Below are 15830 nucleotides of genomic sequence, written 5' to 3' on the forward strand. Positions count from 1 at the left end.
ATTAATAACATGCTATTTGTTATTATTTGCTTTTTTCTGATTGCCTTAACTCATCAAGTATTCTTTGTCGATTTTAAAACTTTTGACTTTACGATACTTATGATTGTTTATTTATTCCCTATTATTGCTTTGTATCTATTTAAAGTAGGTAGCAAGCCACTTTACTTCCCCGATGTTAGGTTTGTACTTTTAGTTTTCCTAATATCCATGATAGGTAAGATGGCAAGCCGAGTAGGTTATGCTCAGCTGTTTTTTGACTACTCATCTGTCTATGATATTCGGAACAATGCAGCCGGGGGAGGTTGGTTTTCTTATCTGGCTATATTCTTTTACCCAAGCTGTATTATAATCTTTTACCTCAATAGAATATACAAGTTTCATCATTTGATCTATTTTGCTATTTTTGGATTTTTGATTTTTGATGCACTTTTTCTTGCAATGCGAATGACACCTACCTTTGTTCTGTTATTTTGGATCGTTTTTACTTTCGATGTGAAAAAAATGCTAAAAAGCAAGCTGTCTTGGTTTTTAATGATCATATTTGTATTGTTAATAGTTGTGATATTCAAAGAAACGACCGAAATGAAAGCATTTAATGCGGAAGATTTTGATTGGAGTGTGCACTTACAAAGTACCATATCTACGCAAATCGTAGGAATTAGTGATTGGGTAATAGCTCTTGATGGCTTCGAGTATTTTAAAGGATATGTATTTTTGTCACATTATCTTTACCATTCTATAGGTGAGTTTTCGACTTATTTAGCAGCCGACATACTTAATATACTTGATCTTAATGGTCAAATATCTAAAAATGCAACATGTTCAGTGCTTGGTTGTACACTAGATGAAGATTTCTATCGTGCAGGTGTTTACAAAACTATATATTTCGACTTTATTTATGACTTCGGGGTTTTTTACGCTAGTTTTATATTAGGAACTATATTCTTATTTGTTTTTGCGTTAAGTTTATCTGTTAAATATTTTAGCGTAGATATTTTTGTTTTTTTAGTTATCATGATGCTGAGCCCGATAGGTAACTTTTTCTATGGTGGGCTAGGTATATTTCAGATACTCTGTATTTCTGTTATATCGCTAGGTTCGTTTTTGTTATCTAAGAATAAAAGTGGTGTTTGACGTGAAAGTTTTGTTTGTAGAGAACCGGTTTAAAACTGTGTTCTGGGCACGGTGTGCGAGTGAAATAAAAAAACTAGATAATAATGTTGAAATTAGATGGCTAGCTCAAAACCATTATTTTTCTCCGACTAGCGACTGTTTTAATATACCTTATCCAAAAAAAGTGGATTTAGAATATTGCGAAACTCCTTTTTTTTCAGATCTCGAAAAAAGAGATCGATCAGTTTATATTTATGGCGGGCGTGTTGACCATTATAAATATTATTACGATGTTATATATAGATACTTAGAAAACGAGAAACCGGATTTTGTAATCGGCGAAGTGACGTTATTTCACGAGCAAATGGTTGTGGAAGCGTGTAAAAAGCTCAATATTCAATTTTTGCACCCTTCCCCCACTCGTTATCCATTGGGCAAGTTTGCCCTGTTAGACTCTGACTCGCTCAATAGCTACGACGAAAAGGAGTTTGAAGTTAATGATGAAGATCTGGCGATCATTGACGGTATAGTTAATAAAAGTATTGTTCCTAGTTATATGAGTTTCTCCATAGGTTTTACTTCCGTTAGAGGTACAATATATAAACTCTACAATACATACACTTCATTGCGTTCGCGTTTAACAGGGGAATGTTACAATACGCCAAGCCCTGTTGTTAAATATAAGTTTCAAAAGATGCTAGCTAACAACAAGTCTCGTCTTGAAAGGTGCGCTCAAAGGGATCAAGTATCCCATGATGATCTTGTTAACGGCATCCTGTACCCACTCCAAATGCAACCTGAAGCAAATTTGGATGTATGGGGCTATCCTCACAATGATCAGCTTAAGAACTTAAAGAGACTAGTATCAGTATTGCAAGAAGGCGAAAAAGTTATTGTTAAGCCGAATCCGAGGTCAAAATATGAGCTTTCTGATGAGCTTTTAGATTATGTAGAAAGTTGCGATCGTGTTGTATGTCTCAGCCAAAAAACAAAAATGACAGATATTTTTGATTCTGTATGTAGAGTTTATTCTGTTACTGGAACCGTCGGAATAGAAACAATTTTGGCCCAAAAAGCATTGATTACTGAGAAAGAGTCTCTCTTCTATGGTTACCCAAATTCGCATTATGTGGAAGACAGTCAGATTTTGCCAGCTGAGGTCAAGTTTCCTCTTGAACGAATAATTACCCACTCTAGAGGTAACTCATACTTTGGTGAAATATCTGACCCTATTTACTCTAAAACATGTACCCTTGATACAAATGTTAAGCTTGTGGCTGGGCAATTATTGAAAAAGCTTAAAGAGTCCTAGTGTATGCATAAAATATTTTTCGCTATTATATCTCTTTTTGTGCCTAAAAGTAGAATTAAAAACCATTTATTTCGATTGATGGGGGCTAAAGTATCACCTTCAGCCAAGGTTGGTTTTAGTTTAATTCTTAATACAGATCTAGATTTAGAAGCTGGTGCCTCAATAGGCCACTTTAACTTAATCACTTCTAGAGGGAAATTAGAACTACAATCGAATGCTTCCCTTGGCCACTTCAACCAAATAACAGGTAATTTTTCCCTTAGGCTAAACGAAAGCGCGAGAATATCAAATTTTGTACTATTCCGCGGCCCTAGGCGAAGCGTTTTCAAACATAATAGCTCTTTGGTTCTTGGAGATAGCAGTATAATAACCAGCTCTCACTATTTTGATTTGTCGGAGTCAATTTACGTGGGAGATTTTTCTGTTATTGGAGGACGTGATAGTAAGTTTTGGACACATGGTTTTCTTCATGTCAATGAGGGAAAAACAAGATTCATCAAATTAGAAAGTATCCGGATAGGTAGCGGTGTTTATATTGGTTCTAACTGTACGATTAATCCTGGTTCAATAATAGAGAAAAACGTTAACGTTGTATCTGCTACTACGGTGAACGGCCGCTTGATTGATGGAGGAGTTTATGGTTCTAGTTCGATAAGAAAAATAATGCAAGTAGACGAAAGTGTTATCAATGACACATATGAATTGGATGAGAATCATTCATCTGGTCACCCGAGAATTATAAAGAGAAAGTAGTCAAATGAGCAAAATATTGCATGTTTATAAAACGTGTTACCCTGAAACTCAGGGTGGCATAGAGCAAGTTATTAAAAATCTTTCTAAAGGGTTGTTAGAGTTAGACCAAAACGTCCGAATCCTTGCATTGTCTGATGAAGACAAGGTTGTAAATTATCAGGGAGTAGAAGTTGTCTTTTTTAAAAGAACTTTTTCTATTAAGTCCAACTGCTTTTCTCTATCAATGTTGAAAAATATCAAGCCTCACTTTGATTGGGCTGATGTTATCAACTTTCATTATCCTTGGCCATCAGGAGACATGTTCATACCCCTAATTGACAAAGTTAAACCTATTGTAGTTACGTATCATTCAGATATTGTCAGACAGAAACTGTTAAGAATAGTTTATAGCCCGTTAGAGAAATACTTCCTAAAAAGGGCTGATGCAATTGTTCCGACTAGCCAGAATTATCTAAAATCAAGTACAACCTTAGCCTCTTATAAAGAAAAATGCTCTGTTGTGGCGCTTGGTGTGGACTTCGAAGAGTATACAGCTGTTGACACAGTGATCAGAGAGTCAATGGAGGAGAAAGTTGGTCGTGACTTCTTTTTGTTTGTTGGTGTACTCAGATACTATAAAGGGCTTCAGTATCTTGTGGAAGCGGCAAAGATATCCAATTGCCCAATCGTTATTGCCGGAAAAGGACCAGAAGAGAAACGACTTAAAGAGTACGTAAAGCAAAATCAGTTGAGTAACGTCCACTTTTTAGGTTTCGTTTCTGAAGCAGAAAAAAATGCCCTCCTTTCCTTGTGTAAGTGCTTCGTATTTCCATCTTTCATAAGGTCTGAAGCTTTCGGTGTGTCATTAGTTGAAGCCTTATATCACGGTAGGCCAATTATTTCATGTGACATATCAACAGGTACTTCATTTGTCAATGAACACAACTTAACAGGCTACGTGGTTGCACCTGCGGACTCTCAGGCATTAGCGACAGCAATGATTAATATGAATGAAGACAAACGATACCTTGAGTTTGTTGATAATGCGAGAACAAGGGCAGAATCTTTGTTTTCTTACCAAACAATGGCTGAAAGTTATCTAGACATATACAATAGTCTTCTTAGTGATGAAAGTTAAACATTATGAGCTAAGTACTAAATGCCGAAGTTGTTAATTACGGTGAAGCTGGATTTGCCGGTCGCAGTTTAGTTGAAAAGCTTGGTGTATTAATGAAAGTGGTGAAAAACTACACATATAGTGAATCGAAGTCCTATTGACTTCATAGGAGTGCTGACTTCTAACATTTGTGGAGTTATTAGAACTGTACTGGGAAAACGCTAATTTAGCCCTCCCAGTTTTGCTGGTGCGCTAAATTTGAGTTTTCCTGCCTTGCTAGACCCTCCTAGGGAGTTAGTTGATTGAGTCATGAGGGGGCTTATCATCGTATTCCTTCATCCATTGCTCTGTCAGTTCTCGGACTTCGTTCAGGGCTTTAAACGCGTACATGTGAGTATTTATGTCCGACAAGTTCGATTAAATCGTTCAATGTAAGAGTTTGTCAGTTGGATTGTCAGGGCGGATAAACTCAAGCTCAACCTTGTTCTTTTCCGCCCACTGAGCCAGAGCGATTGAGATACGTTCAGGGCCATCCATGCGCAGCTTACTGGGCTCCTCGCCAGGTAATAATACGCTCAAGTATCCTTTCGTCCTTGCACAGTAGGTTTTATTTTATAGAGTGATGCTCCATAAATTATTGTTTATGATTCCATCAGTGTCCTCCAACGCCTAAGTACTTTAAATAATTTGCCAAATCCGTACGCAGGATGCCGCTCTGCTACTTACTGTAATTTCGCTGGAACTTCATCCTCTCAATGGGGAACTGGTCGATAGCGATTGACTAAGCTGCTAATGCCAACTGCGCGGCGGAGCATTCGTAAACTGACCTGATATTGTTTGCGAGCGAAATTGACTAGCTCGCATTCAATCACTGGCTTTACAGCTTTTTTTCCAGAATATCTTTCATGATACGGTGCTCGATACTGAGGTCGGCAAACATTTGTTTGAGCCTCCGATTCTCGTCCTAGAGTTCTTTTAGTCGTTGAATATCCGATTCCATACCACCATATTTGGACTTCTAGTTGTAGTATGTCGCATCAGAGATACCATATTCACGACAGACTTCGTTGACCTTTCGATATGCTTCCACTTCATTCAGGGTCTTTACGATTTGTGTTTCTATTTTTCATCATGCGTTCTCCGTTTTTTTCATTGTAAACGGAAAAGTTCTAATTGCTAACGACTAGCTTTTGGGAGAGGGTGACACAATTGCGAACAAATTATTAAGATTTAGCCCATAACCTTATTCGTATGATTTTTAACTCTAATGCAATAAGGAAATAAGGAAATAAGGAAATAAGGAAATGAGGAAATAAGGAAAGATTTTGTTACAGGTATTATTTATCGTTGCCCTAAGTGTGTAATAGATGTATATCGTTTGATTACGAAATATATTAAAAAATAAAGGTGTCGAAGTAATCGTCTATGATCTTGCTTTATACGGTGGTATGTAATCAGATATCTAAATAAATTTAGAGCTTCATGTTTTATAATTGCATGGAATCGTTGATTAAGCTCAAGAGGGAGCGACAAGGCTTGAGCTTAATGGGCCAGTATAATGGCTTTACTTTAGGATTACTGTTTTTGTCTACATTTTCTTATATTAGCAGTAATCTTCCAAACGTTACTTAGTATTGCTATATAGATAAAAAAGCATGCTAAGAATGCATATAGCATTATGTATTCCGGTATATTAATCATCTCTGCGTAGATACCAATACCGGCATATAATGCTGCAATTGTACAGATAGCGACCAGCGTTTGTGTGGAGCTAAGTCCTATACGTTGAAAAAGGTGGTGTAAATGCTCTCTATCAGGCTTAAAGGGTGAGTCACCACGTCTAAGTCTTCGAATCATAATTGCAGCCATATCCATTAAAGGAACTGAGATCAACCAGAGAGCTGTTACTGGTCTAAGTGGAGGATTCGTACCATTTTGACTTGATAGCAATAGCAACCAGATCACGGTAAAACCTATTAGCATACTACCAGCATCGCCCATGAATACTTTTCTTTTTCTACCAAAAAAACCCAGATTGAGAAGGATGTAAGGAATAATAGTAACGATTAGTATCACGCAAATATACGCTAAGTTGAATTGTTCGTCATAAGCGAGCATGATACCTAGTCCACCAAAGGTGACTATTGATAAACCGCCTAGAAGTCCGTCAATACCATCTACCATATTAAAAGCATTGATAGCTCCAACGACAGCAAGTATCGTAACAAAATAGCCAAACCAGCCCAGGGTTATGATCTCTCCTGTACCAAATACATCACCTATAGTGTTTAGTTCTATTCCACCAAGAACCATCATAGCGACCGAGAGTGCAGCTTGAATAGCAAACCTTAATTTAAAACTCAAATCATACTTATCATCTAAAGCGCCAACACTTACAAGGATTAATATGCAAGCAGCATAAAGAGGAGTGTTAGGTAGTATATTGGGGTTATTAAATAGAAAGTAAAGGATAGAGATGCATATCGAGATACCCCCAATAAGAGGTATAGCTCCATTGTGTAGTTTTCTCTCGTTTGGTTTATCTACGAGGCCTATTTTTTGCGCAACTTTTCTCATTGTAAAGGTCGTAACCAATGAGAAAAAAAATAAGAACGATAAGTCAACAAATGGAATTAACACTTTTTAGCCTAAGGTTGGTGGTTATAAGGTAAAATTGAATTTATAGAATTTGCTTCAATACCCGATCTGCTTTTACGCGGGTAATCTTACGCATCAGCTTTTGAACAGCATCAGGGTAATCTTCTGCTTTCTCTAATTGTCTATAGGTACAAATTAGCTGAGTGTGCTGAAGAATATTCTCCACCTCTTTTTCAAATTGAGGTGTTAGGTGGTGGAAGTTATCTTGGATAAAGAGAGCGTTTTCCAAGTCCAAGCTCCATGCTCTCGGGTTTAGGTTATTGCCCGTAATCAGCATGTAACGCTTGTCTACCCAAATGCCTTTTAGATGGAAGCTGTTTTCTTCATGCTTCCATAGGTGGATAGAAAGCTTGCGACTGGCGATATTGGCCTCATTCGACTTAGCAAACTGACGCAAATTACGTTCATAAAGGTAGGGCAGACCACCGATGGTTTTAAACTCTTCCTCAGGTGAGATATAAAAGTCATTCGCCGTTTTATCACCAACCACTATAGTCACTTTCACACCACGCTTTAGCGCTTTTTTTACTTCCTTAGCCACGCTGCGCGGGAAGTTGAAATAAGGTGTACAGATGAAGATCTCATCTTTGGCTTGTGCGAGTAACTGATTGATGCCTTGATTAAGCTTGTTACGTTTTTTACCCACGCCGACGATAGGCGTTACTGCAACCTGCTCTTGAGAGACTGCTTGTGACTCAAATTGATACGAGGACTTGGCGAGCGAAGCCCTTAATTGGCGAATTTGCGCCTTTATCTCTTTGGTCTCTGGTTTCTTTGAACAAGCTAGGTTGTTAACTGCAGGGTGGTCGATCATCTCTTTCTGAACGAAATTAACCATGCTATCTGCAAGAGCTTTGTTATTTAGTACATGATAGCGGTCGAAGCGATAACGTTCTTTGTAGTTGAGATAGATGTTGTTAAGGCTCGCACCACTGTAGATAACTTGGTCATCAATAATGAAGCCTTTTAAATGCAAAACGCCGAATACTTCACGTCCACGAACCGGAACACCATAGATAGGAATTCTGTGCTCGTAATTATCCGCGAAGCTTTTATACATAGAGGCGTTGGTTTCGCCTGGTTCTGCACCAATTAAGCCGCGCTGAGCACGATGCCAATCAACACATACATTGATCTCAAGACCAGGGTTGCGCTGTTTCGCTTCATAGAGCTCAGTTAAGATCTCTCTTCCTGCTTCATCATCCTCCAAATAAAGAGCAACCAGGTAGATTCGTTTACTTGCCTTACGAATCGCTTCTATTAAGCGAGTTCGAAAATCTTTAGCTGCATAAAGTGTCTCAAACTGAGCTGGGTCTTGCGCTAAAGTAGGAAGTTGTTCGAATAAGTTCCTATTAGTCATCATGTTGGATGGGTTACCTTTACTTAAAGTGGACAAGGATATTAGCAAAATGTACTAGCAGTTCCTAGTTGCCAGATCCTAGTTCGACAATGCTAGTTGTAAAACCTGTGATTTACTGATGAGGACGAAGACTGATTTCACCACCGATGAAGGTTTCTAATCCACTTTCGGTTTCTAAAATAACGGCGCCTTGTTCGTTGATGCCTCTGGCGATTCCGGCAATCTCTCTAGGCCCCATAAGCAGTTTTACCGGGCGGTTGATAAAGTTGTCCAAACGATTCCATCTCTCGACAAAACCAGCCATCCCATAGAGTTCGTAGTCATCCAAAGCCTTGTGTAGGGTGGTTATCATGGTAATCGCGAGTTGGTTTCTATCAATCTGTTGATTATCTGCAACATCATCTAAGCTGGCCCAAGGCTGGGTAATGCCTTCTGTCGCCTCTGACATCATCAAGTTGAGCCCCATACCTATGACAAGGTTGGCTGCTGCACCAGCTTGGCCTGACATTTCGACCAGAATACCTGCGAGCTTCTTGTCTTGATAATAGAGGTCATTCGGCCACTTTAGTTTTACGCCTGTCAGTCCCATCTCTTCGAGAGCTTCAACGATTGCTACGCCAACAACTAGGCTTAACCCCATAGCGGCTGCCATACCAGCATCTAAACGCCAAAACATCGATAGGTATAGGTTTGAGCCAAAAGGAGAAACCCACTCGCGCCCACGGCGACCTCGGCCTTGAGCTTGATACTCAGCAAGGCATACTGACCCAGATTCTAAGCTATCGACTCTATCAAGTAGATATTGGTTTGTTGAGTCAATTATGGGGATCAGCTCTATTCGGTTCGTTAAACTATTTTGGAGTATCTCTTTGTCGAGCAATTGCATAGGCTTGGCGAGCTGGTAGCCTTTCCCCTGTACACGAAACACATCGACGCCCCACTCTTGGATGCCTTTGATATGCTTACTAATCGCGGCTCTGGATACGCCAAGTCGATCTCCAAGCTCTTCTCCGGAATGAAAGCCGCCTTGTGATAAAGCTTTCAAGATAGAAAGTTTTACGGAATGCTCTTTCATTGTTGGCTCTCTAATATTGTCTCTAAATTCGTTTCTGTATGAGAACCGATAAATCTCACTTCATGCTCTAATGCTATCTGATATTTTTCTAATACGGTTTGGCGCACTGTTGCGGCTAACTTGATCACATCGTTTGCGTTCGCATTGCCTGTATTCACTAGCACTAAAGCCTGTTTAGGGTGGACTTGAGCACCACCGATTTGATGGCCTTTCAATTGGCATTGATCTATTAGCCAGCCTGCAGCGACTTTTACGCCACCTTGTGTTGGGTATGCAGCAATATTTGGGAATTGTTTACTCAACATTTCGAATCGTTTGTTTGAGATAACCGGGTTTTTAAAAAAGCTCCCTGCATTGCCTAGATTGGCAGGATCAGGCAGCTTTTCCATTCGGATTTGGCAAACTCGCTCAAACACTTGTTGCGCGGTGAGTTTTTCGCTTTGTAGAGATTGAAGCGGGCCATATTCGATATTTGCTGACCACTGCTTTGGGAGTTTTAAGCCGATCGCTGTAACCATAACTTTCTCAAACAGCTCATGTTTAAAAATGGAGTCTCGATAGCCAAACTGACACTCGTCAGCGCTCAACCGTTTGGTATTGAAGGTTTCTAAACAAAGTACGTCGACATATTCGCAGATGTCTTTCAGCTCAACGCCATAAGCGCCGATGTTCTGAATAGGAGCGCTCCCAGCACAGCCGGGGATGAGAGCGAGATTCTCCAATCCAAAATAACCTTGTTCGACACTCCATTTCACCAAGTTTGGCCAATCTTCACCACCAGCGATATGCAGATGCCAGTGCGTGTCGGATTCACTGGCCGACTTACCGAGCAATTTATTGACTACCACCACGCCTTGGTAGGGCTGGGTAAACAAAACATTACTGCCTTTACCTAAAATCAGTTTAGGAAGGCTCAACCACTCTTGTTTTTGATAGGCATGTTTGATCTCTTCAACGGTTGCAACTTCAACCAGATAAGAGCAGGTTTGCGAGATAGAAAAGGTGTGGGAGCGACTAAGATCTGCGTTGGCTAATATTTGCATCGGATTTATCGAATAATCTAAACTGCCTGTATTCTACCCTAAATTGAAGTTTGGTGATAATGAGCAACTTACAAGGGCATTATGTAAAGTGAGATATTTGGGTAGGTCAGGGATAAGTGGTACAGTCGCAACCTGAAAATATCAATGGGATTTTAGATGAGGGAAATGACTTGAAAATTATTCCTGTTATTTTAGCTGGAGGTATAGGTTCTAGATTGTGGCCTTTGTCTAGAGCACAGCACCCCAAGCAGTTTTTAAAGCTTACTAGTGAAAAAACTATGTTGCAGGAAACTGCGATAAGAGCTGAAGCTATATGTAATGAAAGAAGCATAACAATATGTGGCGATGAGCATCGTTTTCTAGCTGCTGAGCAGCTTAGGGAAATCGGCCTTTTAGGAAAATTAATCCTAGAGCCAGAAGGTAGAAATACGGCACCTGCAATTGCTTTGGCAGCCTTAGAAATAAAAAAAGAGCATGGCGATGCTCTAATGTTGGTTCTTTCAGCAGACCACTTTATTGAAGAACAAGCTGACTTTTTAGACAGTGTTCATAAAGCTTCTATGATCGTAAGTCGTGGGAAAATGGCTACATTTGGTGTGAAGCCTACTTACCCTGAAACTGGCTACGGGTACATTAAACCTGGAAAGAAAGTAATAGATGGATGGGATGTTAAACAATTTGTAGAAAAACCCGATATAGAGAATGCTCAGCGTTATTTGGACGAGGGGTATTACTGGAACAGTGGAATGTTTCTATTTAAAGCTTCACAATATTTGAAAGAGCTCCAGCAGTTTCGTCCAAACATTTACCGAGTTTGCGATAACTCTATATCGACAGCAACCAAAGATTTAGATTTTCTTCGAATTGACAAAGATCTTTTTTCTAAGTGTGAATCAGAATCGATAGACTACGCAGTTATGGAACATACAAAAAACGCAGTTGTTGTGCCATTGAGTGCTAAATGGAGTGATATAGGATCTTGGTCTGCGTTATGGGAGTTAACAGATAAGGATGCAAAAGGGAATGTGATTCAAGGTGACGTGCTTTGTTTAGACAGTTCTAATAACTTATTTCGTGCAGAGCATAAGATGATCGCTGCTGTTGGCGTAGATGATATTGTCGCAGTGGAAACTAAAGACGTAGTGCTAATTGCTAACAAGGATAAAGTGCAACAAGTTAAATCACTTGTTGAGTCGTTGGAGAGGAGTGGCCGTCAGGAGCATATTCTTCATCGAGAAGTTTATCGCCCTTGGGGTAAATATGATGCAGTAGATACTGGTAATAGGTATCAAGTTAAGCGTATCACGGTTAAACCAGATGAAAAGCTATCACTTCAGATGCATCATCATCGCAGTGAACATTGGATTGTAGTTGCAGGAACGGCTCTAGTTACAATAGGGGATTCAACTAAGCTGGTAACAGAGGACCAGTCTATATATATACCTCTTGGAACAGTTCATGCTCTTGAAAATCCAGGAAAAATCCCTTTGGAGATGATAGAGGTTCAAACTGGAAGCTATTTGCAAGAGAATGATATTGTTCGTTTTGAAGACTGTTACGGGTGTAGTAAATAGGTTAAAGCGATGAGTAATACAAAGAAGGCAAATGAAATTCTTTATAGTAGTGGGGTCACTTTTGGTACAAGTGGTGCGAGAGGTTTAGTAAAACAGTTCACTCCTGAAGTGTGCGCTGCGTTTACCGTAGCATTTTTAGATGTTTTAAAAAGAAATTTTAACTTTGAGACGATCGCATTGGCGATTGATAATCGACCAAGTAGTGAATTGATGGTGAAGGCTTGTGCGAGTGCTGCCAAGCAAGCCGGTATCAAGGTTGTGTATTATGGTGTCGTGCCAACTCCAGCCCTGGCTTTAATGTCTATGAAGCATCAAGTTCCATCAATCATGGTTACCGGTAGTCATATTCCCTTTGACCGAAATGGTTTAAAGTTTTACCGACCCGATGGAGAAATTACTAAGCAAGATGAATTGTCTATCCTAGAGTCGGAAGCTAGTGTTAGAGATATATCACTAATACCAGAATTAGAAATTAATAGTGAAGCGTCTAAAGATTATATAGATAGAAATACCCTTATTTTCGATGGGCTGCCACTTTCAAGAATGCGTATAGGTGTTTATGAACATTCCAGTTCAGGGAGGGATTTATATTCTTTGATTTTATCGAAGCTTGGAGCAGAGGTGATTTCGTTAGAGCGCAGTGACATCTTTGTTCCTGTGGATACCGAAGCAGTAGGAGAAGAGGAGCGTCGAAAGGCAAAGGTATGGTCTACCAAATATAAGCTCGATGCTATTTTTACAACGGATGGTGATGGAGATCGTCCTATGTTAGCTGATGAAAACGGAGATTGGCTTAGAGGTGATATTTTAGGTTTGCTCTGTGCAGAGGCCATTGGGATAGAGGCTGTCGCAATTCCGATTAGTTGTAATACGTCAGTTACCGAGTCAGGAAAATTCTCACATACAAGCTACACACAGATTGGTTCTCCATATGTGGTAGCTGAAATTGAAGAACTTAAAAAACGTTATTCAAGAGTAGCAGGCTTCGAAGCCAACGGTGGGTTTATACTGGGCTCTGATGTTTCAATGTCGAGATCACGCTTAGATGCGTTGCCAACTCGTGATGCAGTCTTACCTGCAATTGTGGTATTAGCTAAGTCTGCTGAACTGGATAAGAAAATTTCTCAGTTAGTGGAGGAGCTGCCAGACCGTTATACAGCTAGTGATCGCATACAGAACTTTGAGTACAATCGAAGCAAAGAGTTACTAGCTTTGGGCCATACTAGACCAGAAGAGCTGGTCGCTTTGTGGCAGCTTGGGCTTTCAGGTATAAAAAGAGTTGATCAGACTGATGGGCTCAGAATTTATTTCCACAATGATGATATTGTTCATATTCGTCCCTCTGGAAATGCGCCCGAGCTGAGGTGTTACTCTGAATCATGTACGCAAGAAAGGGCAGATTGGTTAGTACGCAATGTTCTATATGCGTTAGTGCATTAAGTGGTGTTGTGTGTAGAAAACCTAATTGTTAGCTCGAAATGGTAAACAACCTTTTCAATTGTTATTTAAATGATAAGAAAAGGTTGCTGTATCTTTGCTTAAAAGGTGTTCAGTGTGATTCTAAAAATCGACATACTCGACCCAGTATACACTCCAATTATCTCTCGTATATACAAAGCCTATTACCCTTCAGGTAAGGCGAAAAAAGATGAGCTGACCATTGCAGGATCAATCGATCAACAGATTGTCGCTCTAGTTCGCTTCAGAAATATTGAAAAATATCGTTTGCTGACCGGAATGTTAGTGATACCAGAACACAGGAGAGCTGGCTTGGGGCATCAGCTAATGGACTACTGTGTTGAATATGTTTTATCAGAGCAAGATTTCTGCTTTGCTTACGCTCATCTTGAAACATTTTATGCTCAACATAACTTCGAGACGATTGACGCGAGTCAGTTACCTAACTCGCTAAAAGGACTGTTTGAACGTTATAGCCTTAAGAAGCAACTCGTAGCGATGAAATACGTCAAACCAACTTGGTAAAGTTTTTTACATCATTACTGTTAGTAGAACGAATCGTCCATGATGATGCAGCTTTCAGTCTCAGAATTGAGAAGCTAGGGTTGACGTGTTTCATTTCTAATATTCTTCATCTAAGCTCTTTTTATGGTGTTGATAAAACTATCACCATTAAGGGGCAATTATGAGCGCGACGTTAATCAATCAAACCTTACCCACTTTTGATGAACTTATGGCTCTGGCGCAAGATAATCCAGAAGCCTTTAATCGCTTCAAAAAAGAGATGTGTGAAGAAATGATTCAGTCTGCTTCTAAAGATATGCGAGATAGGTTGTGGGCTCAGCAAAGTCATATTGATAGGGTCGTCGGTCATTGTAAAAACCCCAACCATACTAATGTAGTCTTAATGAGAGAGCTTGTCAGCCAGATGGGCAAATTTCACGAAGCTCTTGAAGGTGATGTTCGAGATAAGTTTGATAGGGACGTAGAAGTGATTCTGCTAGATGAATGGCGTTAAGATAATAAGTGTAATCTATTGTTCAAGTTAAGCCGAAGTCCTGTTCACTATATATTCGCTATGTTACACTCCCGCGCTGTATACAAATTTTAGAATAGTTAAGGTGCTATCGCCTTAAAAGGATCAAGTGTGAGCGGGCAAATTCAACAATCACCTAACGAGCAGCAATACTCACCTCAATTACCAAATTCTTTCCCAGTTAGTGACGAAATTGATCTTAGAGAGCTGCTCGAAGCTCTTTGGAATGGTAAGTTAATCATCATTATTACCACGTTAGTCTTCGCTGTAGGAGCTGTGGTCTTTGCACTTAACTCGCAGGAATGGTGGTCATCTAAAGCGAAAGTTACTAAAGCTCAACCTCAAGACATCGCAGCATATCAGCAGCAAGTAAAACAGTTTCAACCCGTATTCGATATCTATCAAGATGATGGCACAGTTTTAGTTAGCGAAGAGTTGGATAATCTAGTCGATACGGAGGTTTTGTTTAAACGTTTTGTTGACGCTTTTAATTCGAGTAATAACAAAAGAGATTTCTTAGACTCAAGCAGTGAGTTTAGAGCCTTTAAAGCGAAACTTGAGACTGAGACTGAGACTGAGACTGAGACTGAGGCTGAGGTAACTAGACAACTATATGCTGCATGGTTCCAAAAGATCACAGTTAAACAAGATGGCATAGGTAAGCAGAGTCCATATGATATCTCGCTTCAATCAACAACCAAAGAAAGTAGCTACTCTTTGCTAAATGAATATATTGGGATTATTAAACGTAAGGCTCATCAAAATGCCTTAAACAACTTACAGGCAGTGGTAGATGGCAAGCGCAATGAGCTTATTCAGCAGAAGCGAATTTTGGAAAGCCAAGCAGTTAACAAGTTAGTTGTTGAAATAGAAAGAGCTAAGTTCGCAATGGACATTGCGAAAGCTGCGGGTGTTACGCAGCCTATCCGCACTAATAGTAGTAATGAAATCTTTGGCATTGACTTAGGCACTAAAGCTCTTGAAGCTAAAGTCAAAGCATTAGAATTGGTAAAAAACTTAAGTGTAGTAGAGCCTCGCCTCCAACAAATTAATGCAAAATTGGATATGCTAGAGTATCTTAAAATAGATCGCTCGATTCGGTTTCAAACTTTTCGCTTCTTAGAAAGTGTTGATAAACCAATAAGCCGTGATAAACCAAAACGCACTCTGATTGTTATCTTGGGGACATTACTCGGTGGAACATTAGGTGTGGCTATCGTGCTGATACGTTTTGCTTTCCGTCGAGAGCAAGATTAAATAAATACCAACTTTTAGCCGGGCTCATTTAGCAATGAATCCGGCTTTTTGATTCTAAATCGCATCTAAGAGCTAGATCACACAAAAATTTTCAT

At 39.6% G+C, this 15830-nt stretch carries 13 protein-coding genes and 1 pseudogene; 9 read left to right on the forward strand and 5 right to left on the reverse strand.

The features are described 5' to 3' along the window. Nucleotides 1–219: 219 nt before the first annotated feature. Genes FIU99_RS00835 through FIU99_RS00850 form a run of 4 tightly spaced genes read left to right on the forward strand, consistent with a single transcriptional unit; the run spans nt 220 to nt 4295 of the window. Nucleotides 220–1134: a hypothetical protein gene (locus FIU99_RS00835; RefSeq protein WP_152471940.1), complete on the forward strand. Its 915-nt coding sequence runs from the start codon at nt 220–222 to the stop codon at nt 1132–1134. Between the two features lies 1 nt (nt 1135). After that, nucleotides 1136–2425 carry a hypothetical protein gene (locus FIU99_RS00840; RefSeq protein WP_006963364.1) on the forward strand — a complete coding sequence of 430 codons (1290 nt, stop codon included), beginning with the start codon at nt 1136–1138 and terminating at the stop codon, nt 2423–2425. A gap of 3 nt (nt 2426–2428) precedes the next feature. Beyond that, complete coding sequence (locus tag FIU99_RS00845) at nt 2429–3178, forward strand: hypothetical protein (RefSeq protein ID WP_006963363.1); 750 nt, start codon at nt 2429–2431, stop codon at nt 3176–3178. Nucleotides 3179–3182: 4 nt separating this feature from the next. Beyond that, complete coding sequence (locus tag FIU99_RS00850) at nt 3183–4295, forward strand: glycosyltransferase (protein WP_006963362.1); 1113 nt, start codon at nt 3183–3185, stop codon at nt 4293–4295. A gap of 265 nt (nt 4296–4560) precedes the next feature. Here the strand turns inward: FIU99_RS00850 and FIU99_RS00855 are convergent. From FIU99_RS00855 to murB, 5 genes and pseudogenes are all read right to left on the reverse strand, one after another. Beyond that, nucleotides 4561–5397: pseudogene (locus FIU99_RS00855) on the reverse strand (integrase core domain-containing protein). A 452-nt stretch (nt 5398–5849) separates the two neighbouring features. After that, complete coding sequence (wecA, locus tag FIU99_RS00860) at nt 5850–6914, reverse strand: UDP-N-acetylglucosamine--undecaprenyl-phosphate N-acetylglucosaminephosphotransferase (RefSeq protein ID WP_006963359.1); 1065 nt, start codon at nt 6912–6914, stop codon at nt 5850–5852. 40 nt (nt 6915–6954) lie between these two features. Beyond that, a complete protein-coding gene (pssA, locus tag FIU99_RS00865; RefSeq protein WP_006963358.1) occupies nt 6955–8295 on the reverse strand; it encodes a CDP-diacylglycerol--serine O-phosphatidyltransferase in 1341 nt (446 codons plus the stop codon). 109 nt (nt 8296–8404) lie between these two features. Then, nucleotides 8405–9367 (reverse strand): bifunctional biotin--[acetyl-CoA-carboxylase] ligase/biotin operon repressor BirA, encoded by a 963-nt coding sequence (birA, locus tag FIU99_RS00870; protein WP_006963357.1) that lies wholly within the window; start codon nt 9365–9367, stop codon nt 8405–8407. Then, entirely contained in the window at nt 9364–10410 is a 1047-nt protein-coding gene (gene murB / locus FIU99_RS00875) for a UDP-N-acetylmuramate dehydrogenase (protein WP_006963356.1), read from the reverse strand. The genes birA and murB overlap by 4 nt, the downstream gene beginning before the upstream one ends. A 176-nt stretch (nt 10411–10586) precedes the next feature. Here murB and FIU99_RS00880 point away from each other — a divergent pair, with 176 nt between their 5' ends. From FIU99_RS00880 to FIU99_RS00900, 5 genes are all read left to right on the forward strand, one after another. Beyond that, on the forward strand, nt 10587–11984 hold the full coding sequence (locus FIU99_RS00880) for a mannose-1-phosphate guanylyltransferase/mannose-6-phosphate isomerase (RefSeq protein ID WP_274869747.1): 1398 nt from the start codon (nt 10587–10589) through the stop codon (nt 11982–11984). 9 nt (nt 11985–11993) lie between these two features. Beyond that, nucleotides 11994–13424, forward strand: a complete 1431-nt coding sequence (locus FIU99_RS00885) for a phosphomannomutase (RefSeq protein ID WP_006963354.1) — start codon at nt 11994–11996, stop codon at nt 13422–13424. Nucleotides 13425–13538: 114 nt separating this feature from the next. Next, entirely contained in the window at nt 13539–13967 is a 429-nt protein-coding gene (locus FIU99_RS00890; RefSeq protein WP_006963353.1) for a GNAT family N-acetyltransferase, read from the forward strand. 160 nt (nt 13968–14127) lie between these two features. Beyond that, a complete protein-coding gene (locus FIU99_RS00895) occupies nt 14128–14460 on the forward strand; it encodes a DUF3135 domain-containing protein (protein WP_006963352.1) in 333 nt (110 codons plus the stop codon). A 129-nt stretch (nt 14461–14589) separates the two neighbouring features. Further along, on the forward strand, nt 14590–15735 hold the full coding sequence (locus FIU99_RS00900; RefSeq protein ID WP_152471941.1) for an LPS O-antigen chain length determinant protein WzzB: 1146 nt from the start codon (nt 14590–14592) through the stop codon (nt 15733–15735). Nucleotides 15736–15830: the final 95 nt, after the last annotated feature.

Origin of the sequence: Vibrio sp. THAF64, from assembly GCF_009363455.1 — a bacterium.
In the GTDB taxonomy this organism is placed as follows: Bacteria; Pseudomonadota; Gammaproteobacteria; order Enterobacterales; family Vibrionaceae; genus Vibrio; species Vibrio coralliilyticus.

Coding starts and splice junctions, on each gene's coding strand:
- FIU99_RS00885 (WP_006963354.1), top strand. CDS start 11,994: ATGAGTAATACAAAGAAGGCAAATGAAATTCTTTATAGTAGTGGGGTC.
- FIU99_RS00845 (WP_006963363.1), top strand. CDS start 2,429: ATGCATAAAATATTTTTCGCTATTATATCTCTTTTTGTGCCTAAAAGT.
- birA (WP_006963357.1), bottom strand. CDS start 9,367: ATGAAAGAGCATTCCGTAAAACTTTCTATCTTGAAAGCTTTATCACAA.
- murB (WP_006963356.1), bottom strand. CDS start 10,410: ATGCAAATATTAGCCAACGCAGATCTTAGTCGCTCCCACACCTTTTCT.
- FIU99_RS00895 (WP_006963352.1), top strand. CDS start 14,128: ATGAGCGCGACGTTAATCAATCAAACCTTACCCACTTTTGATGAACTT.
- FIU99_RS00850 (WP_006963362.1), top strand. CDS start 3,183: ATGAGCAAAATATTGCATGTTTATAAAACGTGTTACCCTGAAACTCAG.
- FIU99_RS00835 (WP_152471940.1), top strand. CDS start 220: ATGGCAAGCCGAGTAGGTTATGCTCAGCTGTTTTTTGACTACTCATCT.
- pssA (WP_006963358.1), bottom strand. CDS start 8,295: ATGATGACTAATAGGAACTTATTCGAACAACTTCCTACTTTAGCGCAA.